Here is a 26,130-nt window from a genome sequence, read left to right on the forward strand (position 1 = left end):
CGGCCGCGCCGGGGCCACCCGGCGGAGGCGGCGGGACATTGGCCGCTCGCCCTGCCACGGTCAAGCGAGGCCGCCATTGCCAAGCGGGCGCCCTCTGCCTACCTCGAAGGTGAGAAACCGCCTGATCGGAGACTGTCCATGACCACCACCCGGGGACCCAACCGCGTGCTCGACGAGTTCGCGCGGATGATGACGGACGCCGCCGGTGCGGCGCAGGGCGTCAAGCGCGAGCTAGAGACGGCGGTGCGCTCGCAGGGCGAACGCCTCCTCAACACGATGGACCTCGTCCAGCGCGAGGAGTTCGACGCCGTGCGCGAGATGGCGGCCCGCGCCCGCATGGAGAACGAGGCGCTGAAGAAGCGGCTCGACGAGCTGGAGGCCAGAATGGCCGCCGCCGGCAGCGTCCCGACGCCGCCGAGCTCGCCCGCCTATTGAGGCGACGCGGCCGGCGGCGGCTTCGGCCGAGGCCGGCGAGGCGCCCGCGACAGGGCGAAAACGCCTGCGAAAGCTGCCGGCGAGGCGGCTTCCGCAGGGGTCGCGCGAGCCTCGCGCAAGCTTATCCACAGGCTTTCAACAGAAATCGCCGGATACCGGCGCCGGCGATTCAGCGCCAAAAGGCGTGGTGCGGGAGTCGCTTAACGCGCATCCTCCCTCGTCGAATCGTCCTCGTCCACACGAAGATTGGTTAATTTTCCGTTCCTCCCCTTAAGCCGGCGAGTCCCCGGTTATATGCTGATTTTCAAGGGTGATTCGTTCCGTGGCGGAAACGGGGCATCCGACGGGGGCTCGCGATGCGGCACATGCGGGGGCCCCGATTTCGCGGCACGAGGAACCGGAATCGGACGACATGACCTTCAGCATGCAATCGGTGGTTCGCCAGTCGAACCCGGTGGACGTGATCGAACTCGTCGCCACCTCCCGCGAGTGGAGCTTCGAGCGCTCCTGCGAGGATGAGATCGCGGTCTCGGTCCGCGGCCTTTGGACGGACTATTCCGTCTCCCTCTCCTGGATGGAGGACTGCGAGGCCCTGCATCTGGCCTGCGCCTTCGACCTCAAGATCCCCGAGCATCGGCGCGTCGAGGCGCTGCGGCTCGTCTCGATGATCAACGAGCAGCTCGTCATCGGCCATTTCGACATCTGGCAGGACCAGGGCGCGGTGATGTTCCGCCACGCGCTGCTTCTCACCGGCGGTCTCGACCCGACGAGCCGGCAGGCCGAGCGCATCCTGGCGCTGGGGCTGGAGAGCTGCGAGCGCTTCTATCAGGCGTTCCAGTTCGTCGTCTGGGGCGACCGGACGGCGGCGGACGGGCTGAAGCTGTCGCTGTTCGAAACCGTCGGCCAGGCCTGACCATGCTGGACGCCGGCAAGCGCCTTCTGCTTCTGGGCGGTGGCAACATGGGCACGGCCATGCTCGGCGGCTGGCTGGAGGCGGGCCTGCCCGGCGAAAGCGTCACCGTGGTCGATCCGCGCCTCGGCGACGCGCTGCGGCCCTTCGTCGAAGAGCGCGGCGTCATCCATTCTACATCCGTGCCGCCCGAGCCCGTGGACATCGTCGTCCTGGCGGTGAAGCCGCAGATGATGGGCGAGGCGCTGCCCACGCTCTCGGCCGCGCTGACGCCCGGAACGCTCGCCGTTTCCGTCGCGGCCGGCACGAGCATCGCGACGCTCGAGGCCGCGCTCGGCGCCCGCGCCATCGTGCGCGCCATGCCCAACACGCCGGCTCTCATCCGCCGCGGCATCACCGGCGCCCATGCCAACGCGCGCTGCGGGCCGGCGGAGCGGGCGAGTGCCGAGGCGCTTCTTTCCGCCAGCGGCCCGGTGGAATGGGTGGACGGCGAGGCGCTGATCGACGCCGTCACCGCGCTTTCGGGCTCGGGGCCGGCCTATGTTTTCCACCTCGCCGAGGCGATGGCGAAGGCCGGGGAGGCGCTCGGCCTGCCGGCCGACGTCGCCATGCGCCTTGCACGCCACACGGTGGCGGGGGCCGGCGAACTGATGATCCGCTCGACCGATACGCCCGAGACGTTGCGCCGCAACGTGACCTCGCCGAACGGCACCACGCAGGCCGCCCTCGAGATCCTGATGGGCGACGAAGGCTTCGAGCCGCTGCTGCAACGGGCCATGACGGCCGCACGGGACCGCGCGACCGCGCTCTCCAAGGACTGAGTCCGCATGGCCGACGACACGCAGACCCCTTCGCCCGAGATCGCCTACGACACGTTCGCCGCCGTCGATATCCGCGTCGGCACGATCGTGGAGGCCGACATCTTCCCGCAGGCGCGCAAACCCGCCTACCGGCTCCTGATCGATTTCGGCGAGACGATCGGCCTGAAGAAGTCCTCGGCGCAGATCACGGTGCACTACGCCCCGCAGGATCTCGTCGGGCGTCAGGTCATGGCCGTCGTCAACTTCCCGCCGCGCCAGATCGGGCCGATGCGCTCGGAAGTTCTGACGCTGGGCGCGCCCGATCCGGCCGGCGCCGTCGTCCTCATCGCCCCGGACCATCCCGTGCCGAACGGGGCGCGGATGTTCTGAACGCGGCCCGCGACCGGCTCAGGCGGGCACGCGCACCAGCGCGCGCAGGCCGCCGAGCGCGCTGTCGCCGAGAAGGATGTCGCCGCCATGGCTGCGGGCGATGTCGCGGGCGATCGCCAGCCCCAGCCCCGTGCCGCCGCTGTCGATGTTGCGCGCCGTGTCGAGCCGCACGAAGGGCTTGAACACTTCCTCGCGCTCCGACGGCGCGATGCCCGGACCGTCGTCCTCCACCACGACCGACAGCCAGCGCCCCTCGTGACGGGCGGTGATGTGCACGGTCTCGCCGTGGCGCATGGCGTTGGCGACGATGTTGGTGACCATGCGCGAGAAGGAATCGGGCCGCACCGTGACGCGCGGATCGCCGGCGACGTCGACGCTGACCTTGCGCCCCTTCAGCGTGCCTTCGCCGACGAAGCGGTTCAGCATCGCCTCGAGGTCGAGCTCGCCGACGTCCTCGCCGGCCTCGCCCTTGGCGAAGGCGAGATAGCCTTCCAGCATGCGCTGCATCTCGTCGATGTCGCGCTGCAGCTCGTCGATGTCCTCGCTTTCGCCGAGGAGCGCGAGCTGCAGGCGGAAGCGGGTGAGGACGGTGCGCAGGTCGTGGCTCACCCCGTTCAGCATCTGCGTGCGCTGCTCGATCTGCCGCTCGATGCGGTCGCGCATCTGGATGAAGGCGAGCGAGGCGCGGCGCACTTCCGAGGCGCCGCGCGGGCGGAACTCCTGCGGCATGGGCTGGCCGCGCCCGAACCCTTCCGCGGCGGCCGCGAGCGCCTGGATCGGCCGGATCTGGTTGCGCAGGAAGAGGACGGCGATGACGAGGAGGACGAGCGAGGTCGCCACCATCCAGACGAGGAAGATATGGGTGTTGGACGCGTAGGCCGAGTTGCGCGGCGCGAAGACGCGCAGCACGCGGTCGCTGAGGAGGATGCGGATCTCCACGATCTTCGAATTGCCCACCGTGTCGATCCAGAAGGGCCGCGCGATGCGGTCCTCCAGCTCGTCGGACAGGATGCCGTCGAGAATCGAGAAGAACGGCCGCTCGGCGGGCGCGGGCAGCGGCTCCAGCGGCAGGAGCGCGATGGTGAGGTCCAGCCGCTCGCGGGCGATGCGCACGAGCTGCTCCGGATCGGCGTCCGGGGGCGCGGTCTCCACGAGGTCGACGATGGCGGCGATGTCGCGCACCACCGCCGTCGACAGGCGCTGCGTGACGAGCTGCCAGTGCCGCTCCATGAACACGACGGTGACGACGCATTGCAGGAGCACCATCGGGGCGATGATGATGATGAGCGAGCGGGCGTAGAGGCTCTTGGGCGTCAGGCGCTGGGCGAAGCGCGGGATGCGCCGCAGTGGTCCGCGCCAGAGATCGATGCGGGGCAGGGCGCGGGAGACGCGCGGACGCATCCGGTCGAGGAGGGTCACGATCGTCCTTCCTGGAGGAGAGGCCGGCCGGCGGCCGGCGTCGTCCGTAGCGTCCACGGGGGCGGCGGCGCGCGGCGGCCTTTCAGTCGATGTTCAGGCGATAACCTATACCGCGAACCGTCTGCAGCCACAGGGGATTTGCCGGATCGGCCTCGATCTTGCGGCGCAGCCGGTTGATCTGGACATCGACCGTGCGCTCGCCGACCTCCGTGTCGTCGCCGAGGAGGTCCTGCCGCGGCACTGTCTCGCCCGCCTTGCCGGCGAACTGGGCCATGATCTCCTGCTCGCGCTCGGTCAGCCGCACGCTTTCCTGGCCGCGCTTGAGCTCGCGGCGCGTGAGCGAGAAGGTGAAGGGGCCGAAGCGCACGGTCTCGATCTTCGGCGTCTGGCTCTGGTTTCCGCGGCGCATGACGTTGTTGACGCGCAGGAGCAGTTCGCGCGGATCGAACGGCTTGGTCAGATAGTCGTCGGCGCCCGCCTCCAGGCCCTCGATGCGATGCTCGATCTCCGAGCGCGCCGTCAGCATCAGCACCGGCCCGTCGCGCTTGACGCGGAAGGAGCGCACGAGGTCGACGCCGCTCTCTCCGGGCATCATGACGTCGACGATCAGAAGGTCGAAGTCGAGACCGCCGAGGATCTTGCGCGCTTCCGCCGCGTCCGCTGCGACCGAGACGCGAAAGCCCTTCTCGGAGAGGAAGCGCGACAGGAGCTGGCGGATGCGCCGGTCGTCGTCGACGACGAGAATGTGCGGCGCGTCGTCCTCGATCGACAGAGGCGCGCGAACCGGCGCCGCGGCGGGCTCGATCATGGTGCGGGATCCTTCGTGATGCCCTTCTTGGCGAACCAGGCGCGCGTCGCCTCGCGATCCGTTCCCATGGCCATGAGGAACTGCGAGATCGCCGCCCGCTCCTCCGGCCGCGTCCCCGCCATCGCGGCGTCGATCCGGCGCACCTGCGCGCGCGACAGTTCCAGCGTCAGCGCCCGGCCCGTCTCGGTCGGGAAGAGGCAGCGCTGGCGCCTGTCGGCCTCGCCCGGCTCCTGGCGCACGAGATCGGCTTCCACCAGCTGGCGCAGCACGCGCGACAGCGACTGCTTGGTGATGCGCAGGAGATCGAGAAGGTCGGCCACCGTCATGCCGGGGTCGCGGTTGACGAAATGCAGGATGCGGTGATGCGCGCGGCCGAACCCGTAGCGCTCGAGGATCTCGTCGGCGTCGGAGGTGAACTCGCGATAGGCGAAGAAGAGAAGTTCGATCAGCCGGAAGTCGAGCGCGCCGAGGGTCGGCAGCGCCTCGCGCACCAACCCCTCCGGGCTTCCGGCGTCCCGCACTCGGTCCGCATCGTCGGGGACCATCGCTGTCAGGCCTGCATGCATAAAATAGGTCAGCACCGTTGACGTAATTTTCCCGTATTGTTACACCCTGAAGCAGGGAGTGGAAACCGTCCGAAGCGGCGGTCGGCCAGGAAACCGACGTCGGCTCGACGCAGACCTCGGCCCGTTCCCGAACGAGACTTCACCAAGGGGAGAGGGCCCTCGTCGGCCGTAAACGTCATGAGCAACGTTCCTTTCGATCAACTGGACGGCGAAATCTGGTACAACGGCACCTTCGTGCCCTGGAAGGACGCCAAGATCCATGTGCTGACCCACGGCCTGCATTATGCCAGCGCCGTCTTCGAAGGCGAGCGCGCCTATGGCGGTGCCGTCTTCAAGCTTCGCGAGCACACCGAACGGCTGATCGAGTCGGGCAAGCTTCTCGGCTTCACCATTCCCTACAGCGCCGACGAGATCGACGCGGCGACGAACGAGCTTCTCGTGCGCCAGGGCTTCTCGGATGCCTATGTGCGCCCGATCGCCTTCCGCGGCTCGGAGATGATGGGCGTCGCGGCGCAGAAGAACCGCATCAACGTGGCGATCGCCATCTGGCAGTGGCCGAGCTATTTCGACCCCGAGCAGCGCATGCGCGGCATCCGGCTCGATCTCGCCGAGTATCGCCGCCCCGACCCGCGCACCGCGCCTTCCAAGGCCAAGGCGACCGGCCTCTACATGATCTGCACCATCTCCAAGCACGCCGCCGAGGCCAAGGGCTATGCCGACGCCCTGATGCTCGACTGGCGCGGGCAGGTGGCCGAGGCCACGGGCGCCAACGTCTTCTTCGTCAAGGACGGCGCCATCCACACGCCGATCCCGGACTGCTTCCTCGACGGCATCACGCGCCGCACCGTGATCGATCTCGCCAAGCGCCGCGGACTGGTCGTGCACGAGCGGGCGATCATGCCGGAGGACCTCTCCACCTTCACCGAATGCTTCCTGTGCGGCACCGCCGCCGAGGTGACGCCGGTCTCCGAGATCGCCGAATGGCGTTTCACGCCGGGCGAGATCACGCGCCGGCTCGTGGAGGATTACGGCCACGAGGTCATGCCCAAGCGCGTCGCGGCCGAGTAGGCACGCCGGTCCGCCATCGCGACACGAGACGGGGATGCCTTCGGGCGTCCCCGTTCCGCGTTCGGGGCTGCGCGCCGCGCCGTCCTCGGCTATGGGAGGCGCAACGCTTCGGCGCCCGCGACGCGGCGCCACGGTTCGGGAAGGATCCGCCCATGTCCAGCCTCGGGGGCCAGATCGTGCCCGTCACGCCCTTCCAGCAGAATTGCTGCCTTCTCTACGACACCGAGACCAAGGTCGGCGTCGTCGTCGATCCGGGCGGCGACGTGCCCGACATCCTGGCGGCCATCGAGACGCTGGGCCTCAAGATCGAGGCCATCTGGCTGACGCATGGCCATATCGACCATGCGGGCGGGGCCAAGGATCTGAAGGCGGCGCTCGGCGTGGACATTCTCGGGCCGCACGAGGCCGACGCGCCGCTTCTGGCCGCGATCGAGAGCCAGGCGGCGATGTTCGGCGTCGGCGGCGATGCCAAGAGCGTGACGCCCGACCGCTGGCTGTCCGACGGCGACACCCTGTCCTTCGGCGATCACGTCTTCGAGGTTCTGCACACGCCGGGCCATGCGCCGGGCCATGTCGTCTTCTTCGACCGCGCGGCGAAGTTCCTGCATGCCGGCGACGTTCTCTTCCGCGGCTCGATCGGGCGCACGGACCTTCCGGGCGGCGATCATGCCACGCTGCTCGCCTCGATCCGCGACAAGGTTCTGCCGCTCGGCGACGAGGTCGGCTTCATCTGCGGCCACGGGCCGGGCGGCCGGCTCGGCGAGGAGCGGCGCACGAACCCGTTCCTCGTCTGACGGCCTGAGAAGCCTCCGGCGGAGCGACCACCCTCCGACGCCCGGCGCGGGAAGGGTGCGGTACGCTCCGTAAAATCCGCGCGGTCCGTCCGGCGTCGGACCCGGCGATGACCGATCGACCCCGGCGCTCCGTGCGCGTCAGGCGCCGGTGCAGAACCGGCGACGGCCGTCCGCGAGCGCGTAGGTGCCCGTTTCGGGATCGAAGCTCGCATGCGCCAGGACGCAGCTTCGCTCCCAGGCGAGGCTCCAGGGCTCGAGCTCTCCCGCGGCCCCGTCGGGCTGCGCGGCCGCGCCCACGCGCCCCGGCCCTGGCGCTCCGTCGAGAGGCGGGCCGAGGCGGATGATCTTGGCGCCGCCGCGCTGCACCGTCTCGATCTGCCCGGGTGCCAGCGCGCGCTTGTCGAGGCGCGCCGCCTCGACATCGATGACATGCGGACCGGAGAGCGAGATCGTCGCGGCATCGCCCGCCGGCAGGGCGCGGATAGAGGTCTTCGTCGCGAGCACGGCGCCGGGGCCGGAGAAGACGTAGGTGAAGGCCCGGTCGCTCGTCAGCGTGCCCGTCCACAGGCGCGAGGCGGGCCGCCAGCCGCGCGAAGAGGTCTCGTCGGCGTCGTCGCTGCGGCCGGCCGCGTAACGGCGCCGGTCGTCGTCGCGTTCGACGCTGCGCCAGGAGGATGAGCGACGACGGTCCTCGTCACGCCGGTCCTCCCGGGCCAGGCGCCGTTCCGCGCGTTCGCGATCGAGCCGGCGCCGGATCTCGCGTTCGGAGAGATCCGAGCCGGCGGCGCGCAGGTCGCGGCGCGCGTCGAATCGGGGGCTCGGCACGCCGCCCGGCGTGAAGCCGCGGCCGGCCTCGAAATCGGTGCCGCCGTCGAGTTCGTCCTCCGGCGGCGCCGCGTCGTCGCTCAACGACTGCGGCGCCGAACTCGTGCCGGCGGGAACGGCGGCGCCGTCCTGCGAATGGGCAAGACCGGCGAAAGCGGCGAGACCGAGGGCGAAGGCGAGGGCGGCGGGGCTCGGGCGTTTGGTCATCGGGGCAACTCCCTTTGGACGCATGGGCTTGCGGTAGGACGTGCAAGGTCCCCAGCAGGTTGCGTGCCAAGGCTTCTGTGCCAGAATGATACGTTCTGGGCCCCGAAGGGTTGCGGCGCGGCCGGTCGCGCCTGCGCGCCGGGATCGAAGCGACCGCCGGCGGACACGTGCCGAACTCTGCTCCCGCACGCGCTCTCTCGATTCATCCCGAGCCGTTCCATGCGGGAGACCATCGGTTGCACCCGCGAACGATCCCGCGGCGACACGGCCGGGACGAGGCCGACCCGCCCCGGGCGCTCGCCCCGATCCTTTCGGGGCCGCCTCGTCCCCCACCCTCCGATTGTGCAGGCGGGATGCGAGACCGAGGCAAGCCTTCGCCGCTAGCGTCGATCTGGCCGGCCTCTCCGAGAGCAGCGCTTCGGGCGATCAGGCCGACTTGCGAATTGTGACAATTTTGACGCGGAGATGCGTCGAACCGATGGCATGACCTTCCCTACCTCGAAAGAGTGTCTTACGCTTACGTCAATGGGCGAGCTCGGGAGAGAAGAGGGGTCTCGCCGGAACAGGACATTGGGGGACTCTCAGCATGCGCAACGCGTCCAGACTTCTCGCCGGGGCGCTCGTCGCCTCCGCGCTGTCCTCCACGGCCTTCGCCGGCGGCTTTCAGCGGGGAACGGCCGACACGGACATTCTCTATGAGAAGGGCGGGTTCTCCACGCGGGCCGGCGTGACCTACATCGCCCCGCTGCGCGGCTTCGATACGATCAACGGGAACTCCGGCGACTACGGCGACTATACCGGGCGCTACGTCATCCCCTCCGCGGCGATCTATTTCGGCGGCGACGCCTTCGGCTGCGCCGGCACGGCGACGGAATCCTTCGCGGCCGAGGCCGACTATACCGGCTCGCCGGGCGGGGCCCTGCCGTCGCAGGTGTCGAGCGCCGTGACCACGTCGCGCACGCGCAGCATCGAGTTCGACTCGCAGGAATTCGCCGCCACCTGCCGCGCCAGCCTGAACACCGATTACGGCCGCTTCAGCCTTCTGGGCGGCGTCTTCTTCGAGGACTTCTCCTTCGAGGGCTCGAGCTTCGGCGAGCGCAATCTCGCCGCCAGTTTCGCCGGAACGCCGGTCGCGGCGCTGCTGGCCGCCCGCGGCGCGTCGATCTTCCTGCCGACGCAGGCCGACGTCGATCCCGAAGGCGACTTCAAGACGGGCTACCGCATCGGTGCCGCCTACGAATTGCCCGACATCGCCCTGCGGGCGCAGGTCATCTACCGCTCCGAGGTCAAGCACGACGACGTCACGGGCAGCGGCACGGTGACGATCACCGACAGCGCCTTCGTGCGTCTCGCCAACGGCACGCAGCTCTCGATCCCGACCGTCTTCGGTCCGGCGGCAGGGCTCGTGAACTCCCGCCTTCCGGCCGCCGGAACCATCATTCCCGTGGCGTCCAGCATCAACGAGGCGACCAGCCCGCAATATCTGACGGTCAACCTCCAGACCGGCATCGCGGAGGGCACGCTTCTCCTCGCCAACTTCCGCTGGACGGACTGGAGCACCAACAACGAGGTGATCAGCACGATCACCAGCCCGCTGATCGGCACCTCCTCGGCCATCCAGCCCTATTATTGGCGCGACGGCTACACGGCGAGCCTCGGCATCGGCCGCGCCTTCAACGAGATGATCTCCGGCGCGGTCTCCGTCGGCTACGACCGCGGCGTCTCCACCGGCGCGGACACGACCTATACGGACCTCTACACGCTGTCGGGTGGCTTCTCGCTGAAGCCCGACAAGTCGACCGAGTTCCGCGTCGGCGGCCTCGTCGGCTACTGGACGGCCGACGACCAGACGATCGACGAGGGCGGCTACTTCAACGCCAGCGTCGGCGACGACGTGGTCCTGGGCGCTTCGGCCTCGTTCAAGTTCACCTTCTGACGATCCCGGGCGCGGGCGGTCGACCGTCCTCCGCTCCGTTTCACAGGCAGCGAAGGGCGTGGGCTGACACCCGCGCCCTTTTCGCGTTGCGGCCCTCGCCCCGCAGATTCAGCGCTTGTGGAACTTCTGCAACACTATTGCACCGTTGCATCGCCTATAGTCGGCCTCGTGTTGATTTGCCGTCCTGCCGCCACAAAAGACCGGCACCTCCAAGATGTCGGAAGGCGCGTATAGGGTCTTCGTTTCCGGTGCCGACAGGTCTTTTCGGGCCTTCGTCGTCCCATCGGGAGTCGAAGAGCCGAATGCCGTGCCGTCACGAGGCGACAGCGACAGGCGAGGGGTGGGTCATGGTGCGTCAAGGGGCGGACAGGACGAAGGGCGGCCGAGCGGTCGTCGTGATCGGGCTTCAGGCGGCCGGTCGTCTCTCCCCGTTCTCGCACCGCTGAGATCGGCATGACCGCAGGCATGGGCATCCCGAGCGTCTCGCTTTTCAGCATCCGCCCGGCCATCTTTATCGCGATGCAGGCACGGTGCGACCGCGTCCACGCTTCGGCAATGCTTCGCCGCCATAGTCTCCCCTCGTTGAGCGGATGTCCGGCAGGCGATTCCGTCTCCTCGCCCTCCGCCGCGGAAATGCGTCTCGATGCGTCGCGCTAGTCTCATCCTTTCGCTTGCGGTCGCCCTGGCCTCGGCGGGTCTGCCGCCAAGGCCGGCCGGCGCGCTCGATCCCGCCGTCGGGCGGCAGGCCGCGTCCGGTCCGCTCGAATGGTTCTCGCTCGGCTTCCGCGCCTATCAGCGCGGCGAGAAGACCGAAGCGCTCGAAGCCCTGCGCTATGCCGCGGAGAAGGGGCATTCGGGCGCGCGCTGGAAGCTTGGCCGCATGTATGCGGATGGCGACGGCGTGAAGGAGGACGACTACGAGGCCTACAAGATCTTCGAGCGGATCGTGCAGGAGCAGGACGACGACAATGTCGCCTATCCCAACGCCGCCTATGTCTCGAGCGCCATCGTCGCCCTGGCGGATTATCTGCGCCGCGGCATTCCCGGCAGTCCCGTCGAGCCCGATCTGTCGCGGGCGCGCCAGTTCTACTTTCACGCCGCATCCTATTTCGGCAATGCCAGCGCGCAGTTCGAGCTCGGCCGCATGGTGCTGAACGGGGAGGGCGGCAAGGCCAATCCCCGCCAGGCCGCCCGGTGGCTGAAGCTGTCGTCGGAAAAGGGCAATGCCGGCGCGCAGGCGCTGCTCGGCTATCTCCTCTTCGACGGCGACCGCATCTCCGTGCGGGCGGAGCCCGTGCGCGGCCTTGCCATGCTGACGCTCGCCCTCAAGCGCGCGACGCCGGCGGAGGAAGCCTGGATCCGGCCCCTGCAGGAAGAGGTGTTCTCGCTGGCCAGCGAGAACGAGCGGCGCACCGCGCTCGTCTATGCCGAGCAGAAGGAGACCGCGTCCGCCCGCAACTGAGCGGCGACGCCCCGGTCTCCTTCGATGCCGTTCAGGCCGCCAGTTCCACGATCACCGGCACGTGGTCCGACGGCTTCTCCCAGCCGCGCACATGGCTGTCGACGCCGACCGACCGGCAGCGGTCCGCCGCCTCCGGCGACAGGAGGAGGTGGTCGATGCGGATGCCGTCGTTCTTCGGCCAGGACCCGGCCTGATAGTCCCAGAACGTATAGACGCCCGGCGCATCGTTGGTGGCGCGCAGAGCGTCGATCATGCCGAGGTTGAGGAGCCGGCGCAGGCCGGCGCGGCTTTCGGGCTGGAACAGAGCGTCGTTCACCCAGGCCTGCGGGCGCCTCGCGTCCTCGCCCTGCGGGATCACGTTGTAGTCGCCGGCCAGAACGAACTCCTCCTCGGCTGCGAGTCTCGCCTTCGCATGGGCGACGAGCCGGTCCATCCAGCCGAGCTTGTAGGAGAATTTCTCCGTGCCGAGCGGATTGCCGTTCGGAAGATAGAGCGAGGCGACGCGCAGCCGCCGCTCGCCGATCGTCCACAGACCCTCGATATAGCGCGATTGTTCGTCGCTCTCGTCTCCGGGCAGGCCGCGGCTCACAGCGTCGGGCGCCGTGCGCGAGAGAAGGGCGACGCCGTTGAAGCCCTTCTGGCCGTGCGTCTCCACATGATAGCCGAGCGCCTCGATGGCGGCGCGGGGAAAGCCCTCGTCGACGCTCTTGATCTCCTGCAGGCAGGCGATGTCCGGCTTGCGCTCGTCGAGCCAGGCGGTCAGGGCGTCGATGCGCGCCTTGACGCCGTTGATGTTCCAGGTGGCGATCAGCACGTCAGATCGCAAAGCTCGTGCCGCAGCCGCAGGAGGCGACGGCGTTCGGGTTGCGGATCTGGAAGGCCTGGCCCATCAGGTCGTCCACGAAATCGACCACCGATCCTTCGAGATAGGCGAGCGAGGTCTGGTCGATGAAGACGCGGGCTCCGTCGCGCTCGATCACGAGATCGTCGCTCTCGCGCTCGCGGGTCAGGTCGTATCGGTAGGAGAAGCCCGAGCAGCCGCCGCCCTCCACCGAGATGCGCAGCGCCTCCGCCTCCGCGCCGGACGAGGCCAGGATCGTCGCGATGCGCTTGACCGCCGCATCCGAAACGGTGACGGGATGGGTGCCGATGTCGCTCATGGTGCTTCGGTGGCCGCCGGGGCGGGCGCCGCTCCTCGTTGCAGGACTGAGACCTAGTTAAGAACGCCCGCTCGACGGGTCAATCCGAACGGACCGTTTCCACATCATGGCCGACGAGGGTTTCGCGAGCTTGTGCAAGGGGGCGGAAGGACTGGCCGCCTTCGCCACCCGGGGCGCGCGCTCGCGCGGCCGGCTCTTTGCCGAAGGCGAGAGCCCGACGCGCACGCCCTACCAGCGCGACCGGGACCGAATCGTCCATTCCACCGCCTTCCGCCGCCTCAAGCACAAGACGCAGGTCTTCGTGGCGACCGAAGGCGACCATTACCGAACGCGCCTGACGCACACGATCGAGGTGTCCCAGATCGCCCGCGCCTTCGCCCGCGCGCTCCGGCTCGACGAGGACCTGACGGAGGCGGTGGCGCTCGTCCACGATTTCGGCCATACGCCCTTCGGCCATGCCGGCGAGCGGGTGCTTGATGCCTGCATGGCCGGGTTCGGAGGCTTCGACCACAACGCGCAGTCGCTGCGCATCGTCACGGCGCTCGAGCACCGCTATGCCGAGTTCGACGGGCTGAACCTGTCCTGGGAGACGCTGGAGGGGCTGGTCAAGCACAACGGCCCGCTGATCGGCCCCAACGCCGCGCCGGGCCTTGCGGTGCCGCGCCCCATCCTCGATTTCGACGCCCTGTTCCCGCTCGATCTCGCCAGCTTCGCCGGGCTGGAGGCGCAGGCCGCCGCGATCTCGGACGACATCGCCTACAACACGCACGATCTCGACGACGGGCTCCGCGCCGGCCTGATCGAGCTCGAGGACCTGTCCGGGCTCGATCTCGCCGGTTCGATCCTCGCCGAGGTGAGGGCGGCCTATCCCGGTCTCGACCGCAGCCGCACGGTGCACGAGATCATGCGGCGCCACATCACGCGCCTCGTCGAGGACGTGATCCGCACTACCCTGCGCAACCTCGCCGAACGCCGTCCCCGCTCCGTCGAGGACGTGCGCGCGGCCGACGCGCCCTTCGTCGCCTTCTCGCCGCCCATGGAGGCGGCCGTCCGCCAGACGCGCGGCTTTCTCTTCACCCGCGTCTACCGGCACGAGAGCGTGGCGGCGAAGATGGCCGCCGCCGAACGGATCGTCGCCGATCTCTTCGAGCGTCTGCGCGCCGAGCCCGGCCTCATGCCGCTCGACTGGAGCCAGGGCTGCGAGCGCATGAGCGAGGAGCGGCTCGCCCGCCGCGTCGCCGACTACCTCTCCGGCATGACGGACACGTTCGCGATCTCCGAGCACGCGCGCCTGTTTGACGCGGTGCCGCGATTGGGCTAGCGCCGCCCTCATCCGCGACAGTCGAAGGCGTTTCCGGTCATCCCGGCCCTTTGCGCGTGCAAGAAGGACGACGGACCGATGCAGAACATCTTCGCCGAGGTCGAGAAGCGGCTCCAGGAGATCGTGACGAGCCTCGACGGCTTCGCCCGCCCGGCCGATGCCGACCTCGTGCGCATCGCCGTCGAGACCCCGCGCGACGAAAGCCACGGCGACCTGTCGACCAACGCGGCGATGGTGCTCGCAAAGCCCCTCGGCGCCAAGCCGCGCGATCTGGCGGCGGCGATCGCCGCGCGGCTGGGAGCGGACGCGGACATCGAGAGCGTCGCCATCGCGGGGCCCGGCTTCATCAACCTTCGCATGCGTCCCGCCTTCTGGACGCTGCATCTGGCGAGCCTCCTCGAGGCCGGCGCCGACTACGGGCGCGGCCGCGCCAACGGCCATCGCGTCAATGTCGAATATGTCTCGGCCAATCCGACGGGGCCGATGCATGTCGGCCATTGCCGCGGGGCCGTGGTGGGCGACGCCATCGCCTCCGTCCTCGCCTTCGCCGGCGCGGACGTGACGCGCGAGTATTACGTGAACGACGCGGGCGAGCAGGTGAACGTCCTCGCCCGCTCGGTCTTCCTGCGCTACCGCGAGGCGCTGGGCGAGCCGATCGGCGCGATCCCCGAGGGCCTCTATCCCGGCGACTATCTCAAGCCCGTCGGCGAGACGCTCGCGCGCGTCCACGGACCCTCGCTCGCCGCCATGCCCGAGGAGCAGTGGCTGCCGACCGTGCGCGAGGCGGCGATCGGCGCGATGATGGACATGATCCGCGAGGATCTCGCCCGGCTCGGCATCGTCCACGACGTCTTCTTTTCCGAGCGCAGCCTGCACGAGAATGGGCGCATCGCCGAGTCGATCGCGGATTTGCGGGCCAAGGGCTTCGTCTACCAGGGCACGCTGCCGCCGCCGAAGGGCCAGCGCCCGGAGGACTGGGAGGACCGCGAGCAGACGCTGCTGCGCTCCACCGATGTCGGCGACGACATGGACCGCCCGCTCGTGAAGTCGGACGGGCGCTACACCTATTTCGCCGCCGACGTCGCCTATTTCCACGACAAGTTCGAGCGCGGCTTCGACGAGATGGTCTACGTGCTCGGCGCCGACCACGGCGGCTATGTCAAGCGGCTGGAGGCGGTGTGCAAGGCGGTCGCGGGCGACAGGGCCCGTCTCGACGTCGTCCTGTGCCAGCTGGTCAAGCTCTTCCGCGACGGCCAGCCGGTCACAATGTCGAAGCGCGCGGGCACGTTCGTCACGCTCGCCGACGTCGTGGACGAGGTCGGGCGCGATCCGGTGCGCTTCATGATGCTCTACCGCAAGAGCGACGCGCCGCTCGATTTCGACTTCGCCAAGGTCACCGAGCAGTCGAAGGACAACCCGGTCTTCTACGTGCAATACGCCCATGCGCGGGCGCGCAGCATCTTCCGGCAGGCGGCGGGCGAGGGACTGCAACTGCCCGAAGGCGGGGCCGCGGACCGCTTCGCCGGACTCACCGACGAGGGCGAATTGCGGCTCGTGCGCAAGCTCGCCGAGTTCCCGAAGCTCGTCCAGGCCGCCGCGGCGTCGAAGGAGCCGCATCGTCTGGCATTCTACCTCTACGAGCTCTCCTCGGCCTTCCATGCGCAGTACAATCGCGGCAAGGATCTTCCGCACTTACGCTTTGTTAACGCTAACGATGTGATGATGAGCCATGCACGACTGGGTCTTGTCCAGGCGGTGGCAGTTGTCGTCAAGACGGGTCTTGGCTTGATCGGAGCCGATGCACCGGACGAAATGCGATGATCTATCACGCTTTGGTCAACATCCTCTCATAGCGGTTGACGCGAGCCGGCGTTTTCGACGCCGGACCGCAGTGACACGAAGGACACGTCCGATGGGGGAACATACGGGCCCGGATCGCCGGAACGGCCATGGCGGCGGCCATGCGGCCGAACCCTTCGTCGAGCGTGCCCGTTTCGGCGAAGAGCCCTGGGCGCCCCAGGGTTCGCCCGTTTCGCATCGCGCCTCGGCGCGGGACGACGCCTCGCTCGTGGACACGCTGACCGCCGAGCTGGAGGACGAGTTCCACGCCGCCTTCGAGGCCGAGATGGCAGCCCCCGTGCGCCCCGCGCCCGCCATCCCCGCGCCGCGCCGTCTCTCGATGGGGTCGGCGGCGCCCGCCACCCTGCCGGAGATCGAGATCGGTCTGCAGCACGATCTCGAGATCGCGCTACGCGGCCTTTCCGCGCCGCACAGGCCCCGCGACCAGGGTTTTCAGCATACGGAAGCCTTCGCCCCGGCGCGCGACCATGCCGATTCGCTCGACCACGGCCTCGCCAATCCGGCCGACGATTTCGACCAGCTGATCGCCAGCGAACTGGCGGCCATGCAGCAGTTCGCCGCGGCGCCGGTGCCCGCGCACGGCTTCGTGCCCGCCGAGGCCTATGACGACGAGGACGACGGCTACAAGACCGCCGCGCCCGTCTCGCGCGCCGCCGGCGGATCGGCGCAGGCGCGCGGCTTCGCCCATGCCCATCCGCAGGACGAGTTCGAGGACGATCTCGACGCGCAGTATCGCCCGTCGCCCGCAGTCGCCGCGCGCCTGTCGCCGCGCCGCTTCGGCCTCGGGCTCGGCATGATGAGCTTGCTCCTGGCCGGCACCGCCGGTGCCTACATGCTCTATTCCAACGCCTCTTCCGGCCTCGTCGCCGGCGGGCCCATCCTCATCAAGGCCGAGACGGACCCGGTGAAGGTCCTGCCGAAGGATCCCGGCGGCAAGGCGATCCCCAACCAGAACAAGGCCGTCTACGAGCGGGTGCAGAGCGCGCAGTCGAACGTCGCGCCGTCGCAGGCGACGCTGATGACGGCGGTCGAGGAGCCCGTCGATCTGCCGCGGGAGGAAGAGGAGGCCGTTTCCGACGACCTGCCCGGCGTCGACATCGACCCGATCGATTCGCAGCTCACGAGCGTCGAGGCCGGTTCGGCCGAGCCCGTGCGGGTGGCCGATGCCTCCAGCAATGCCGACGACGCGGCGATCCTGCGCGCCCGCAAGGTGCGCACGATGACGGTGCGCCCGGACGGAACGCTCGTGGAATCGGACGCCGTGCCGACCGCCGATCCCGCGCTCATCGCCGCGGCCGCCGGCAACCAGCAGATCTCGTCCCTCATCGCCGACCCGGCGACCGTCGAAGGCATCGACAGCGCGGCGACGACGCCGGTTCCCGTGGCCCTGCCGCGCCCGGCGGACAATCCGCGCAAGGCCACCGTCGATCCCGTGCGCACGGCCGCTCTCCAGCCGGCGCCGGCCACGCCCGCTCCGGCCGCCGCGCCCGAACCCGTGTCGGCCGCGCCCGTGGCCGCGGCGCCGCCCGCGGTGCCGTCGCCCTCCGGCTACTATGTGCAGATCTCGTCCCAGCCCTCGGAAGCGGCCGCGCAGGAAAGCGCGCGCAGCCTCGGCAAGCGGCTGGCCGGCGCCCTCGGCGGCCGCCCGCTTTCCATCCAGTCCGCCGACATTCCCGGCAAGGGGACGTTCTATCGCGTCCGCGCGGCGGCCGGTTCCAAGGAAGAGGCGTCCTCGCTGTGCGAAGCGGTGAAATCGGCCGGCGGCAGCTGCTTCGTGGCGCGCTGACGCTCGCCGCCCTGTCTCTGCCGGCGCGCTCCGCGCGCCCGCCCGTCTCCCATCCATCGCCGACACGCCCGGACCGGGGTGGCGGCAGGAACGACGCTTTCATGACCAATGCTTCCAAGGCGTGGATCGCCGCGCCCTCGGGCCTGCGGCTGACCGCGGACGAAAAGGCCTTCTTCGCCGACGAGCGCCCCTGGGGCTTCATCGTCTTCGGACGCAATATCGGCGAGGCGTCGCAGGTCCGCGATCTCGTCGCCGAACTGAAGGAGGCCGGGGGCCGCGCGACGACGCCGGTCTTCGTGGACCAGGAGGGCGGGCGCGTGCAGCGCCTGAGGCCGCCGCTGGCGCCCGCCTATCCGCCGGCGGCCGATCTCGGGCGGCTCCATGGCCGCGACCCGCGCCTTGCCGAACGCGCCGCCTGGCTGCAGGGGCGTCTTCTCGCGCTGGACCTTGCCGGTTTCGGCCTCAACGCCGACTGCATTCCCTGTCTCGACGTGCCCGTGCCCGGCGCCGACTCGGTGATCGGCGACCGCGCCTATGGCAAGGATCCGCAGGTCGTGGCGGCGCTCGGCCGCGCGGCGGCCGACGGGCTGATGGCGGGCGGTCTCCTGCCGGTGATGAAGCACGTGCCCGGCCACGGTCGAGGCAATGCCGACAGCCATCTCGCCCTTCCGCAGGTGGACGCGGCTCGCGAAGACCTTGAACGCACGGATTTCCCGCCCTTCGCGGCGCTTGCCGGCCTGCCGGCGGCCATGACGGCGCATGTTCTCTACACCGCGATCGACGCGCGGCGTCCGGCGACGCTGTCGCCCATCGTGATCGAGGAGGTGATCCGCGGCACGATCGGCTTCGACGGGCTCCTGATGACCGACGATATGTCGATGAAGGCGCTGCAGGGCGACTTCTACGATCTCGGCCGCGCCGCGCTCACCGCCGGCTGCGACATCCTTCTCCACTGCAACGGCGACATGGCCGAGATGCGCAAGATCGCCCATGCCGCCCCGCCGCTCGGGCGCGAGACCGCCCGGCGCGCCGCCGCCTGCGAGGCGGTGATCGGGCAGGGCGAACGGGCGGACGAGCCGGCGCTGCGGGCCGAATTCGCCGGGATCGTTTCCCGCGTCGCCTGATTCTGCGGGCCCCTCGGTTGCGGCCGGCCGCGCGAGGGAGTAGCCCAACGCGGCCGGACCCTTCCGGCTTCGAACTTGCCGCGTGGGGCGCTCGGCCGCCGCGCGCCCGAGCGATGGCCGCGATCTCATGCAGAACCAGCGACGTCTCAGCGCAGGGGTGAGTTTCGCCTCGCAGCTTTCCTTCGAAGGCGTGCGCCACCGCGCCGGCTCGCTGGAGATCATCAGGGGCGTCGATCTCAGCGCCGAGCCCGGCGAGCTCCTCTGCCTTCTCGGCCCGTCCGGCTCGGGCAAGACGACCCTCCTTCGTCTTGCCGCCGGCATCGAGCGCCCGACCGCCGGCCGCATCGTCATCGGCGGGCGGGAGGTCGCCGGCCCCGCCGGCTTCGTGCCGCCGGAGAAGCGCGGCGTCGGCCTGATGTTCCAGGATTTCGCGCTCTTCCCGCATCTGACGATCCTCGACAACGTCCGGTTCGGGTTGACCGACCTGCCGGCCGCGGCCGGACGCCAGGCGGCGGGCGCCGCTTTGGAGCGCGTCGGCCTTTCGCACGCCGCCGCGCATTATCCGCACGCTTTGTCGGGCGGGGAGCAGCAGCGCGTGGCGCTCGCCCGCGCCCTCACGCCGCGCCCGAGCGTCATCCTCATGGACGAGCCGTTCTCCGGGCTCGACAGCCGCCTGAAGGACCGCGTGCGCTCCGACACGCTGCAGATCCTGAAGGAGAGCCGCACCACGGCCATCGTCGTCACGCACGATGCGGAGGAGGCGATGCGCATGGGCGACCGGATCGCGCTTCTGCGCGGCGGCCGCCTCGTGCAGGTGGGCACGGCCAGCGACCTCTACCATCGGCCGGCCGATCTCTTCGCCGCCGGTTTCTTCTCCGAATTGAACGTGATGGCCGGCGAGGTGCGGGGCGGGCGCGTGGAAACCGCGCTCGGCACGGTCGCAGCTTCGCCGCGATCCGATTCTAAGAGCGTGACGGTGGCCATCCGCCTGACGGGACTGACGGTTTCGCACGAGGCGGGAGAGGGCATCGAGGCCCGCATCCTCGACCGCCGGTTCCTGGGCGGCGTCGATCTCCTGACCCTCGCTGTATCGGGCCTCGACGCGCCGCTTCGGGCCCGGCTTCGGGCGGGGACGTTGCCGGAACGGGCGCGAGACGTCTATGTGGGGGTCGACCCGAGGGACGTGATCGTGTTTGACGTGTCCGCGGACGATGATTAGCTAGAGCGCGAGACCCGGTCGGGCGCGCTGCATGGAGAATCGGAATGGGTAGTTTCAGCATCTGGCATTGGCTGATCGTCCTGGCGGTGGTCCTCCTGCTGTTCGGTCGCGGCAAGATCCCCGAACTGATGGGCGACGTTGCCAAGGGCATCAAGAACTTCAAGAAGGGCATGTCGGACGACGAGATCGAGGCGCAGAACCGCACGCTCGAGCGTCGCGAGGGCGACACGGTCGTCCACGACGTGAAGACCGAGAAGACGCCCTACTGATCGGACGGCTCCGCCGCCCGCCTGCAATCGTAAGGTCGGGCGGCCTCCTGCGCCTCCCGCACCCGCGTTTCTGAGATACCGCGATGTTCGATATTGGCTGGTCGGAACTCCTCGTCATCGCGGTGGTCCTCATCGTCGTCGTCGGCCCGAAGGATCTGCCGCGCATGCTGCGCACCTTCGGCCGCACGACGACGCAGCTTCGTTCCATGGCGTCCGACTTCCGGCGCCAGTTCGACGATGCCCTGCGCGAGGCCGAACTCGACGAGGTGCGAGACACGGTGCGCGACGTGCGCAATCTCGATCCGACCAAGGACATCCGCGCCGCCATGAACCCGATGCGGGCGATCGGCGACGAGATCCGCTCCTCGCTCACCACCGCGACGCGGGCGCCCGAGCCACGCGTCCCCTCGGCCGGTGAACCGGCCAAGCCCGCCGACGCGGTGCCGTCGGTCGCTGCCACCGGAGCGCCCGTCGCCTCCAGCGATCCCGGCATCATGCCGGCCGGGACGGCGAGCGCCGAGACGGCCACGCCCGCATCGCCGACCCGCAAGACCGAGGACGCAGCGTGACGCGCTCGCAAGCCGATATCGACGCCTCGTCCGCTCCGCTGATCGAGCACCTGATCGAGCTGCGCAAGCGGCTGATCTGGTGCATCGTCGGCTTCATGCTGGCCTTCCTCCTCTGTTTCTTCTTCGCCAAGCCGATCTTCAACTTCCTGATCGTGCCCTATCAGGTTGCCACCGCCTGGGCCGGCATCGATCCCGACAGCGTCGAGCTGATCTACACGGCGCCGCAGGAATTCTTCTTCACGCAGGTGAAGATCGCGGCCTTCGGCGGCCTGTTCCTGGCCTTCCCGATCATCGCCACGCAGATCTACAAGTTCGTGGCGCCCGGCCTCTATCGCGACGAGCGCGGCGCTTTCCTGCCGTTCCTGATCGCGACGCCGATCCTGTTCCTGTTGGGCGCGGCGCTCGTCTACTTCTTCTTCACCCCCATGGTGATGTGGTTCTTCCTGTCGATGCAGCAGTCGGGCAACGTGGAGGGGCAGGCGGCCATCCAGCTCCTGCCGCGCGTCTCCGAATACCTGTCGCTCATCATGACGCTGATCTTCTCCTTCGGCCTCGTGTTCCAGCTGCCGGTCGTCACCACGCTTCTGGTGCGCGTCGGCATCACCTCGGCCGACGGTCTCGTCGCCAAGCGCAAATACGCGATCGTCCTGGCTTTCATCGCGGCGGCCATCCTGACGCCGCCCGATCCCATGTCCCAGATCGGCCTTGCCCTGCCGACGATCCTTCTCTACGAGCTTTCCATCATCACGGCGCGAATGATCGAGAAGAAACGGGCCGCCTCCGTGGCCGAGGCCGAGGTCCGGCAGGACGGCTGATCCCGCCGCCGGGGCGGCTTTCCCTTCGTTCGCGCGGCGCTCGCGAACGGGGAAAAGATGCTCGATATCAAATGGATCCGCGAGAATCCTGAAAGTCTGGACGAGGCGCTTGCCAGTCGTGGCGCGGCGCCGGCGGCGGCCGTGCTCATCCGCCTCGACGAGGCCCGCCGGGAGCATCTGAAGATCCTCCAGGACCTGCAGGGACGCCGCAACGAGGCGTCCAAGGAGATCGGCAAGGCCAAGGGCTCGAAGGACGAGGCTCTGGCCGAGCGCCTCATCACCGAGGTCGCCAAGATCAAGGAAGCCATCCAGGAGGGCGAGGAGACCGAGCGGCGCATCGACGGCTCGCTCGAGGACGCGCTGGCGCGCATTCCGAACCTGCCGCTGGAGGACGTGCCCCTGGGCGCCGACGAGAGCGCCAATGTCGAGCTGCGCCGGGTCGGCGACGTGCCGGCCTTCGCCTTCAAGCCCAGGGAGCATTTCGAGATCGGCGAGGCGCTCGGCCTCATGGATTTCGAGCAGGCCGGCAAGATCGCCGGCGCGCGCTTCACCGTCTTGAAAGGCGCGCTTGCCCGTCTGGAGCGCGCGCTCGGCCAGTTCATGCTCGATCTGCACACAAGCGAGCATGGGTTCCAGGAGGTGATCGCGCCGATCCTGGTCCGCAGCGAGGCGATGTTCGGCACCAACCAGCTGCCGAAGTTCGAGGAGGACAGTTTCCACACGACGGACGGGCGCTGGCTGATTCCCACGTCCGAAGTGCCGCTGACCAACCTCGCCCGCGAGAGCGTGATCGACGAGGCGAGCCTGCCCTGGCGGTTCACGGCGCTGACGCCCTGCTTCCGCTCGGAAGCCGGTTCGGCCGGCCGGGACACGCGCGGCATGCTGCGCCAGCACCAGTTCTACAAGGTGGAGATGGTCTCCATCACCGCCGAGGACGCCTCGCTCGCCGAGCACGAGCGCATGACGGGCTGCGCCGAGGAAGTGCTCAAGCGGCTGGGCCTCGCCTTCCGTACCGTGGTCCTGTGCACCGGCGACATGGGCTTCGGCGCCCGCAAGACGCACGATATCGAGGTCTGGCTGCCCGGACAGAACACCTATCGCGAGATCTCCAGCGTCTCGGTCTGCGGCGATTTCCAGGCCCGCCGCATGGGCGCCCGCTACAAGGCGGCCGGCGAGAAGCAGACGCGCTTCGTGCACACGCTGAACGGCTCGGGCGTGGCGGTCGGGCGCTGCCTCATCGCGGTGCTCGAAAATTATCAGAACGAGGACGGATCGGTCACGGTCCCGGAGGCGCTGCGGCCCTATATGGGCGGGCTCGAACGGATCGAGAGGGCCTGAGCGTCATGCGACTTCTTCTGACCAACGACGACGGCATCCATGCCGACGGCCTCGCCGTGCTGGAACGCATCGCGCGGCAGCTCACGGACGACGTCTGGGTCGTGGCGCCCGAGACCGACCAGAGCGGCCTGTCGCATTCGCTGACCCTGTCCTCGCCGCTGCGGCTGCGCAAGGTGGGCGAGAAGAAGTTCGCCCTGTCCGGCACGCCCACCGATTGCGTGATCATGGCGCTGAAGCACCTGATGGACGGACCGCCGGACATGGTCCTGTCGGGCGTCAATGCCGGCCAGAACATCGCCGACGACGTGTCCTATTCGGGCACGGTCGCCGGCGCGATGGAGGGGGCGATGCTCGGGCTTAAGTCCGTCGCGCTCAGCCAGGCCTTCGTCTACAGCACCTATCGCGAGGCCCTGTGGGACACGGCCGAGGCGCATGCGCCGGAAATCCTGCGCAAGATCGCGCGCATGGACCTGCCGGCCAACCATCTCGTCAACGTCAATTTCCCGGCCGTCGCGCCGCACGAGGTGACCGGCATCGACGTGACGCGCCAAGGCAAGCTGGAATATGCGCTGGGTCTCGAAGAGCGCAAGGACGGACGCGGCTTCCCCTATTTCTGGCTGAAGTTCGGGCGTCAGGCCGGCCCGGAGATCGCGCGCTCCGACCTCGGGGCGCTCGCCGCCGGCCGCATCTCCGTGACGCCGCTGAAGCTGGATCTCACGGCCCACGATCTTCTCGGCGATCTGGAGACGGCTCTTCGATGAAGGCCGATCCGCGCGATCGCGAGGATCTCGCCGCCTTCCTTCTCGGCCTGCGCACCGCCCGCCTCGGCGGGCAGCGCTTCCTGGAGGCCGTGGAATCCGTGCCGCGCCGGCTCTTCGTGCCGGCGAGCCTGCCGAACGCCTACGATGACCGGTCGGCCCCGATCGAATGCGGGGAGACGATCCACGGAGCCCTGTTCCAGGCCGGGCTCGTGGCGGCGCTGGAGCTCGAAAGCCATCACCGCGTCCTCGAGATCGGGACGGGCACGGGCTACATGACCGCGCTCTGCGCGCGGCTGTCGGCGCATGTCACCTCGTTCGAGCGCTATCGCCGCCTCCTCAACGACGCCACGAAACGCCTGCGCGAGGTCGGCATCGGCAATGTCGCGCTGGTGCTGGAGGACGGGCGCGAGGGTCACCCGTCCGGCGGACCCTACGACCGGGTGATCGTCCACGCGGCCTTTGCGGCGCTGCCCAAGGTCTTCCTCGACCAGATGAACCCCAATGCCGCGATGATCTGCGCCATCGGGCCGGGCAACGGGGAGCAGGCGCTGGTGCGTCTGCGCAAGACCGGCAGCCGCTTCGAGCAGGAAGAACTCGGCAAGGCGCACTACCAGGCGCTCGCCGCCGGCACCGCCGCCGTCCTCTGAGGACGCATCCGGCGCGATCCGCGGCCTGGTGCGGGAGCGGCGGGATCGCACCGGCCCCCGCGCGGTCGTCCCGGGCTCGCGGCGGTGCGACAAGCTGTTGCAAACCTGTCGGATTCGTCGCCTCCGATCACGGAAAAACGAGCGGCTTAACCCAGCAGTAAGATTAACGCGCTTTCATAGGGACATGAACTGGTTCTGCGTTCTCAAGGGACGGCGATGCGTATGGATGTCTTGAAGCCTTTGCGGCTGCGTAATGTTCGCTCGGTGGCGGTACTGGCTCTGGCAGGCCTAGCGGCAGGCTGCAGCGCGGATGTCGCCCGTTTCGACGACGGCTTCTACACCGGCTCGGTCCCGAACTCGATTCCGTCCCAGACGGCGCAGGCCTATCCGCGCTCCGTCGACCAGACGAACACCGGTTCGATCGACCGCAGCAATCTGGCCATGCAGGGGCAGGCCTATGCCACGGCCGCCGACACCTATGCCGCGGCCCCCGCGGCTTCCGTGCAGCGCGGCCAGCTGCCGCCGCCCTCCGCCGCGTCGGTCGCCAGCGCTCCGGTCTATGCCGCCCCGCAGCCGACCTATGCGGCTTCGGCGCCCGTTCGCTCCCAGCCCGCCTACACGCCCTCGGCCGCAGCGCCGGAGCCGGCCATGACGGCGGCCGTCGATCCCAATCGCGGCACGCCGCCGACCACGCTCCAGGCGCAGGCCCAGCGCATCGCCGCCCTGCCGACGACCGCGCCCCGCCGCCCGGCCACGGCTTCCGCGCCGGTCGCTTCGGCCTCCGCCTCCCGCGGTGCCGGTTCGGTGACGGTCGCCTCGGGCGACAGCCTCAACGCCATCGCCCGCCGCAGCGGCGTCTCGGCCGACGCGCTGCGCCGCGCCAACGGCCTGTCCTCGGACAATATCCGCATCGGCCAGACGCTCGTCCTGCCGGCCGGCGCCTCGGCCGGAACCCGCGTCGCCTCGCTGACGCCGACCATGCCCGCCGAGAACACCGACCGCGTCACGCCCAAGGCCGCGGCCGTGGCGCCCGCCGAAGCGCCGGCGGCCACCGTCGCCGCCGCCTCGCCCAAGCCCTACGAGGCCCTGCAGGCGAGCGAGAAGGGCGGCCGTCTGGCGGCGCCCGAAACCGCGGCGCCCGCCGCCGCCCCGGTCGAGACCGCCAAGGTCGAGGCGCCGGCGCCGGCCGCCACGCCCGCGGCGGCCGAAGAGGTGAAGAGCGAGGTCGCGGCCATCGCGCCGAAGGCCACCGGCATCGGCCAGTTCCGCTGGCCCGTCCAGGGCCGCGTCGTCAGCCGCTTCGGCGACAAGGTCGGCTCGCGCCGCAACGACGGTCTGAACATCTCCGTGCCCCGCGGCACGCCGATCAAGGCCGCCGAGAACGGCGTGGTGATCTATGCCGGCGACGGGCTGAAGGAGTTCGGCAACACCGTGCTCGTCAAGCACGACAACGGCCTCGTCACCGTCTACGGCCATGCCGACACGCTCGACGTGAAGCGCGGCCAGCAGGTGAAGCGCGGCCAGGAGATCGGCAAGACGGGCATGTCCGGCGATACGACGGTGCCGGTCCTGCATTTCGAGGTCCGCAAGGATTCCGCGCCGGTCGATCCCAACAAGTACCTGCTCTGAGACGCGAGACGG

26 protein-coding genes are annotated in these 26,130 nt (G+C 69.4%); 20 read left to right on the forward strand and 6 right to left on the reverse strand.

Features of this window, described 5'->3' with window-relative positions:
- Positions 1 to 138: 138 nt before the first annotated feature.
- The 4 genes from ASG48_RS16940 (at position 139) to ASG48_RS16955 (ending at position 2,535) form a co-directional block, all read left to right on the forward strand.
- Positions 139 to 435, forward strand: coding sequence for an accessory factor UbiK family protein (locus ASG48_RS16940; protein WP_055852655.1), 297 nt, complete (start codon positions 139 to 141; stop codon positions 433 to 435).
- 412 nt (positions 436 to 847) lie between these two features.
- Positions 848 to 1,348, forward strand: coding sequence for a YbjN domain-containing protein (locus tag ASG48_RS16945; RefSeq protein WP_055852659.1), 501 nt, complete (start codon positions 848 to 850; stop codon positions 1,346 to 1,348).
- A gap of 2 nt (positions 1,349 to 1,350) precedes the next feature.
- On the forward strand, positions 1,351 to 2,166 hold the full coding sequence (proC, locus tag ASG48_RS16950) for a pyrroline-5-carboxylate reductase (RefSeq protein ID WP_055852662.1): 816 nt from the start codon (positions 1,351 to 1,353) through the stop codon (positions 2,164 to 2,166).
- A 6-nt stretch (positions 2,167 to 2,172) separates the two neighbouring features.
- Positions 2,173 to 2,535 (forward strand): tRNA-binding protein, encoded by a 363-nt coding sequence (locus tag ASG48_RS16955; RefSeq protein ID WP_055852666.1) that lies wholly within the window; start codon positions 2,173 to 2,175, stop codon positions 2,533 to 2,535.
- An 18-nt stretch (positions 2,536 to 2,553) separates the two neighbouring features.
- On the opposite strand, the gene ASG48_RS16960 is transcribed toward ASG48_RS16955, so the two are convergent.
- From ASG48_RS16960 to ASG48_RS16970, 3 genes are all read right to left on the reverse strand, one after another.
- Positions 2,554 to 3,936, reverse strand: coding sequence for an ATP-binding protein (locus ASG48_RS16960; RefSeq protein ID WP_055852778.1), 1,383 nt, complete (start codon positions 3,934 to 3,936; stop codon positions 2,554 to 2,556).
- 100 nt (positions 3,937 to 4,036) lie between these two features.
- The gene (locus ASG48_RS16965) at positions 4,037 to 4,762 is read right to left on the reverse strand and encodes a response regulator transcription factor (protein WP_055852669.1); all 726 of its coding nucleotides are present in this window, start codon (positions 4,760 to 4,762) and stop codon (positions 4,037 to 4,039) included.
- Positions 4,759 to 5,283 carry a MarR family transcriptional regulator gene (locus ASG48_RS16970; RefSeq protein ID WP_244486937.1) on the reverse strand — a complete coding sequence of 175 codons (525 nt, stop codon included), beginning with the start codon at positions 5,281 to 5,283 and terminating at the stop codon, positions 4,759 to 4,761. Before ASG48_RS16970 ends, ASG48_RS16965 begins: the two co-directional genes overlap by 4 nt.
- Positions 5,284 to 5,505: 222 nt before the next feature.
- Between ASG48_RS16970 and ASG48_RS16975 the strand changes: the two genes are divergently transcribed.
- Complete coding sequence (locus ASG48_RS16975) at positions 5,506 to 6,396, forward strand: branched-chain amino acid aminotransferase (protein ID WP_055852675.1); 891 nt, start codon at positions 5,506 to 5,508, stop codon at positions 6,394 to 6,396.
- Between the two features lie 152 nt (positions 6,397 to 6,548).
- On the forward strand, positions 6,549 to 7,190 hold the full coding sequence (locus ASG48_RS16980) for an MBL fold metallo-hydrolase (RefSeq protein ID WP_055852678.1): 642 nt from the start codon (positions 6,549 to 6,551) through the stop codon (positions 7,188 to 7,190).
- 138 nt (positions 7,191 to 7,328) lie between these two features.
- Here the strand turns inward: ASG48_RS16980 and ASG48_RS16985 are convergent, their stop codons facing one another.
- Positions 7,329 to 8,222 (reverse strand): BA14K family protein, encoded by an 894-nt coding sequence (locus ASG48_RS16985; protein ID WP_055852681.1) that lies wholly within the window; start codon positions 8,220 to 8,222, stop codon positions 7,329 to 7,331.
- 586 nt (positions 8,223 to 8,808) lie between these two features.
- Here ASG48_RS16985 and ASG48_RS16990 point away from each other — a divergent pair.
- Both ASG48_RS16990 and ASG48_RS16995 read left to right on the forward strand, forming a co-directional pair.
- The gene (locus tag ASG48_RS16990) at positions 8,809 to 10,158 is read left to right on the forward strand and encodes a long-chain fatty acid transporter (protein WP_055852684.1); all 1,350 of its coding nucleotides are present in this window, start codon (positions 8,809 to 8,811) and stop codon (positions 10,156 to 10,158) included.
- 643 nt (positions 10,159 to 10,801) lie between these two features.
- The gene (locus tag ASG48_RS16995; protein WP_055852687.1) at positions 10,802 to 11,620 is read left to right on the forward strand and encodes a tetratricopeptide repeat protein; all 819 of its coding nucleotides are present in this window, start codon (positions 10,802 to 10,804) and stop codon (positions 11,618 to 11,620) included.
- 31 nt (positions 11,621 to 11,651) lie between these two features.
- Here the strand turns inward: ASG48_RS16995 and xth are convergent, their stop codons facing one another.
- Positions 11,652 to 12,434: an exodeoxyribonuclease III gene (gene xth, locus ASG48_RS17000; RefSeq protein ID WP_055852690.1), complete on the reverse strand. Its 783-nt coding sequence runs from the start codon at positions 12,432 to 12,434 to the stop codon at positions 11,652 to 11,654.
- A gap of 1 nt (position 12,435) precedes the next feature.
- Positions 12,436 to 12,780: an iron-sulfur cluster assembly accessory protein gene (locus ASG48_RS17005; RefSeq protein ID WP_055852692.1), complete on the reverse strand. Its 345-nt coding sequence runs from the start codon at positions 12,778 to 12,780 to the stop codon at positions 12,436 to 12,438.
- A 106-nt stretch (positions 12,781 to 12,886) separates the two neighbouring features.
- Here ASG48_RS17005 and ASG48_RS17010 point away from each other — a divergent pair, with 106 nt between their 5' ends.
- The 12 genes from ASG48_RS17010 (at position 12,887) to ASG48_RS17065 (ending at position 26,118) form a co-directional block, all read left to right on the forward strand.
- A complete protein-coding gene (locus ASG48_RS17010; RefSeq protein ID WP_055852695.1) occupies positions 12,887 to 14,101 on the forward strand; it encodes a deoxyguanosinetriphosphate triphosphohydrolase in 1,215 nt (404 codons plus the stop codon).
- 78 nt (positions 14,102 to 14,179) lie between these two features.
- A complete protein-coding gene (argS, locus tag ASG48_RS17015) occupies positions 14,180 to 15,922 on the forward strand; it encodes an arginine--tRNA ligase (RefSeq protein ID WP_055852698.1) in 1,743 nt (580 codons plus the stop codon).
- 91 nt (positions 15,923 to 16,013) lie between these two features.
- Positions 16,014 to 17,747 (forward strand): SPOR domain-containing protein, encoded by a 1,734-nt coding sequence (locus ASG48_RS17020; RefSeq protein WP_055852701.1) that lies wholly within the window; start codon positions 16,014 to 16,016, stop codon positions 17,745 to 17,747.
- 101 nt (positions 17,748 to 17,848) lie between these two features.
- Positions 17,849 to 18,871 carry a beta-N-acetylhexosaminidase gene (gene nagZ, locus ASG48_RS17025; RefSeq protein WP_055852704.1) on the forward strand — a complete coding sequence of 341 codons (1,023 nt, stop codon included), beginning with the start codon at positions 17,849 to 17,851 and terminating at the stop codon, positions 18,869 to 18,871.
- 127 nt (positions 18,872 to 18,998) lie between these two features.
- The gene (locus ASG48_RS17030) at positions 18,999 to 20,090 is read left to right on the forward strand and encodes an ABC transporter ATP-binding protein (RefSeq protein WP_055852781.1); all 1,092 of its coding nucleotides are present in this window, start codon (positions 18,999 to 19,001) and stop codon (positions 20,088 to 20,090) included.
- Positions 20,091 to 20,134: 44 nt separating this feature from the next.
- A complete protein-coding gene (locus ASG48_RS17035) occupies positions 20,135 to 20,359 on the forward strand; it encodes a twin-arginine translocase TatA/TatE family subunit (RefSeq protein ID WP_055852707.1) in 225 nt (74 codons plus the stop codon).
- A gap of 83 nt (positions 20,360 to 20,442) precedes the next feature.
- Complete coding sequence (gene tatB, locus ASG48_RS17040; protein WP_055852712.1) at positions 20,443 to 20,928, forward strand: Sec-independent protein translocase protein TatB; 486 nt, start codon at positions 20,443 to 20,445, stop codon at positions 20,926 to 20,928.
- Positions 20,925 to 21,743: a twin-arginine translocase subunit TatC gene (gene tatC, locus ASG48_RS17045; RefSeq protein ID WP_055852715.1), complete on the forward strand. Its 819-nt coding sequence runs from the start codon at positions 20,925 to 20,927 to the stop codon at positions 21,741 to 21,743. Before tatB ends, tatC begins: the two co-directional genes overlap by 4 nt.
- Positions 21,744 to 21,800: 57 nt before the next feature.
- Entirely contained in the window at positions 21,801 to 23,081 is a 1,281-nt protein-coding gene (gene serS, locus ASG48_RS17050) for a serine--tRNA ligase (RefSeq protein ID WP_055852718.1), read from the forward strand.
- A 5-nt stretch (positions 23,082 to 23,086) separates the two neighbouring features.
- A complete protein-coding gene (gene surE / locus ASG48_RS17055) occupies positions 23,087 to 23,842 on the forward strand; it encodes a 5'/3'-nucleotidase SurE (protein ID WP_055852719.1) in 756 nt (251 codons plus the stop codon).
- A complete protein-coding gene (locus ASG48_RS17060; protein WP_055852722.1) occupies positions 23,839 to 24,489 on the forward strand; it encodes a protein-L-isoaspartate(D-aspartate) O-methyltransferase in 651 nt (216 codons plus the stop codon). The genes surE and ASG48_RS17060 overlap by 4 nt, the downstream gene beginning before the upstream one ends.
- 216 nt (positions 24,490 to 24,705) lie before the next feature.
- Positions 24,706 to 26,118, forward strand: coding sequence for a M23 family metallopeptidase (locus ASG48_RS17065; RefSeq protein WP_082529562.1), 1,413 nt, complete (start codon positions 24,706 to 24,708; stop codon positions 26,116 to 26,118).
- Positions 26,119 to 26,130 lie beyond the last annotated feature (12 nt).

The organism is Aurantimonas sp. Leaf443 (assembly GCF_001425575.1).
GTDB lineage: Bacteria > Pseudomonadota > Alphaproteobacteria > Rhizobiales > Rhizobiaceae > Leaf443.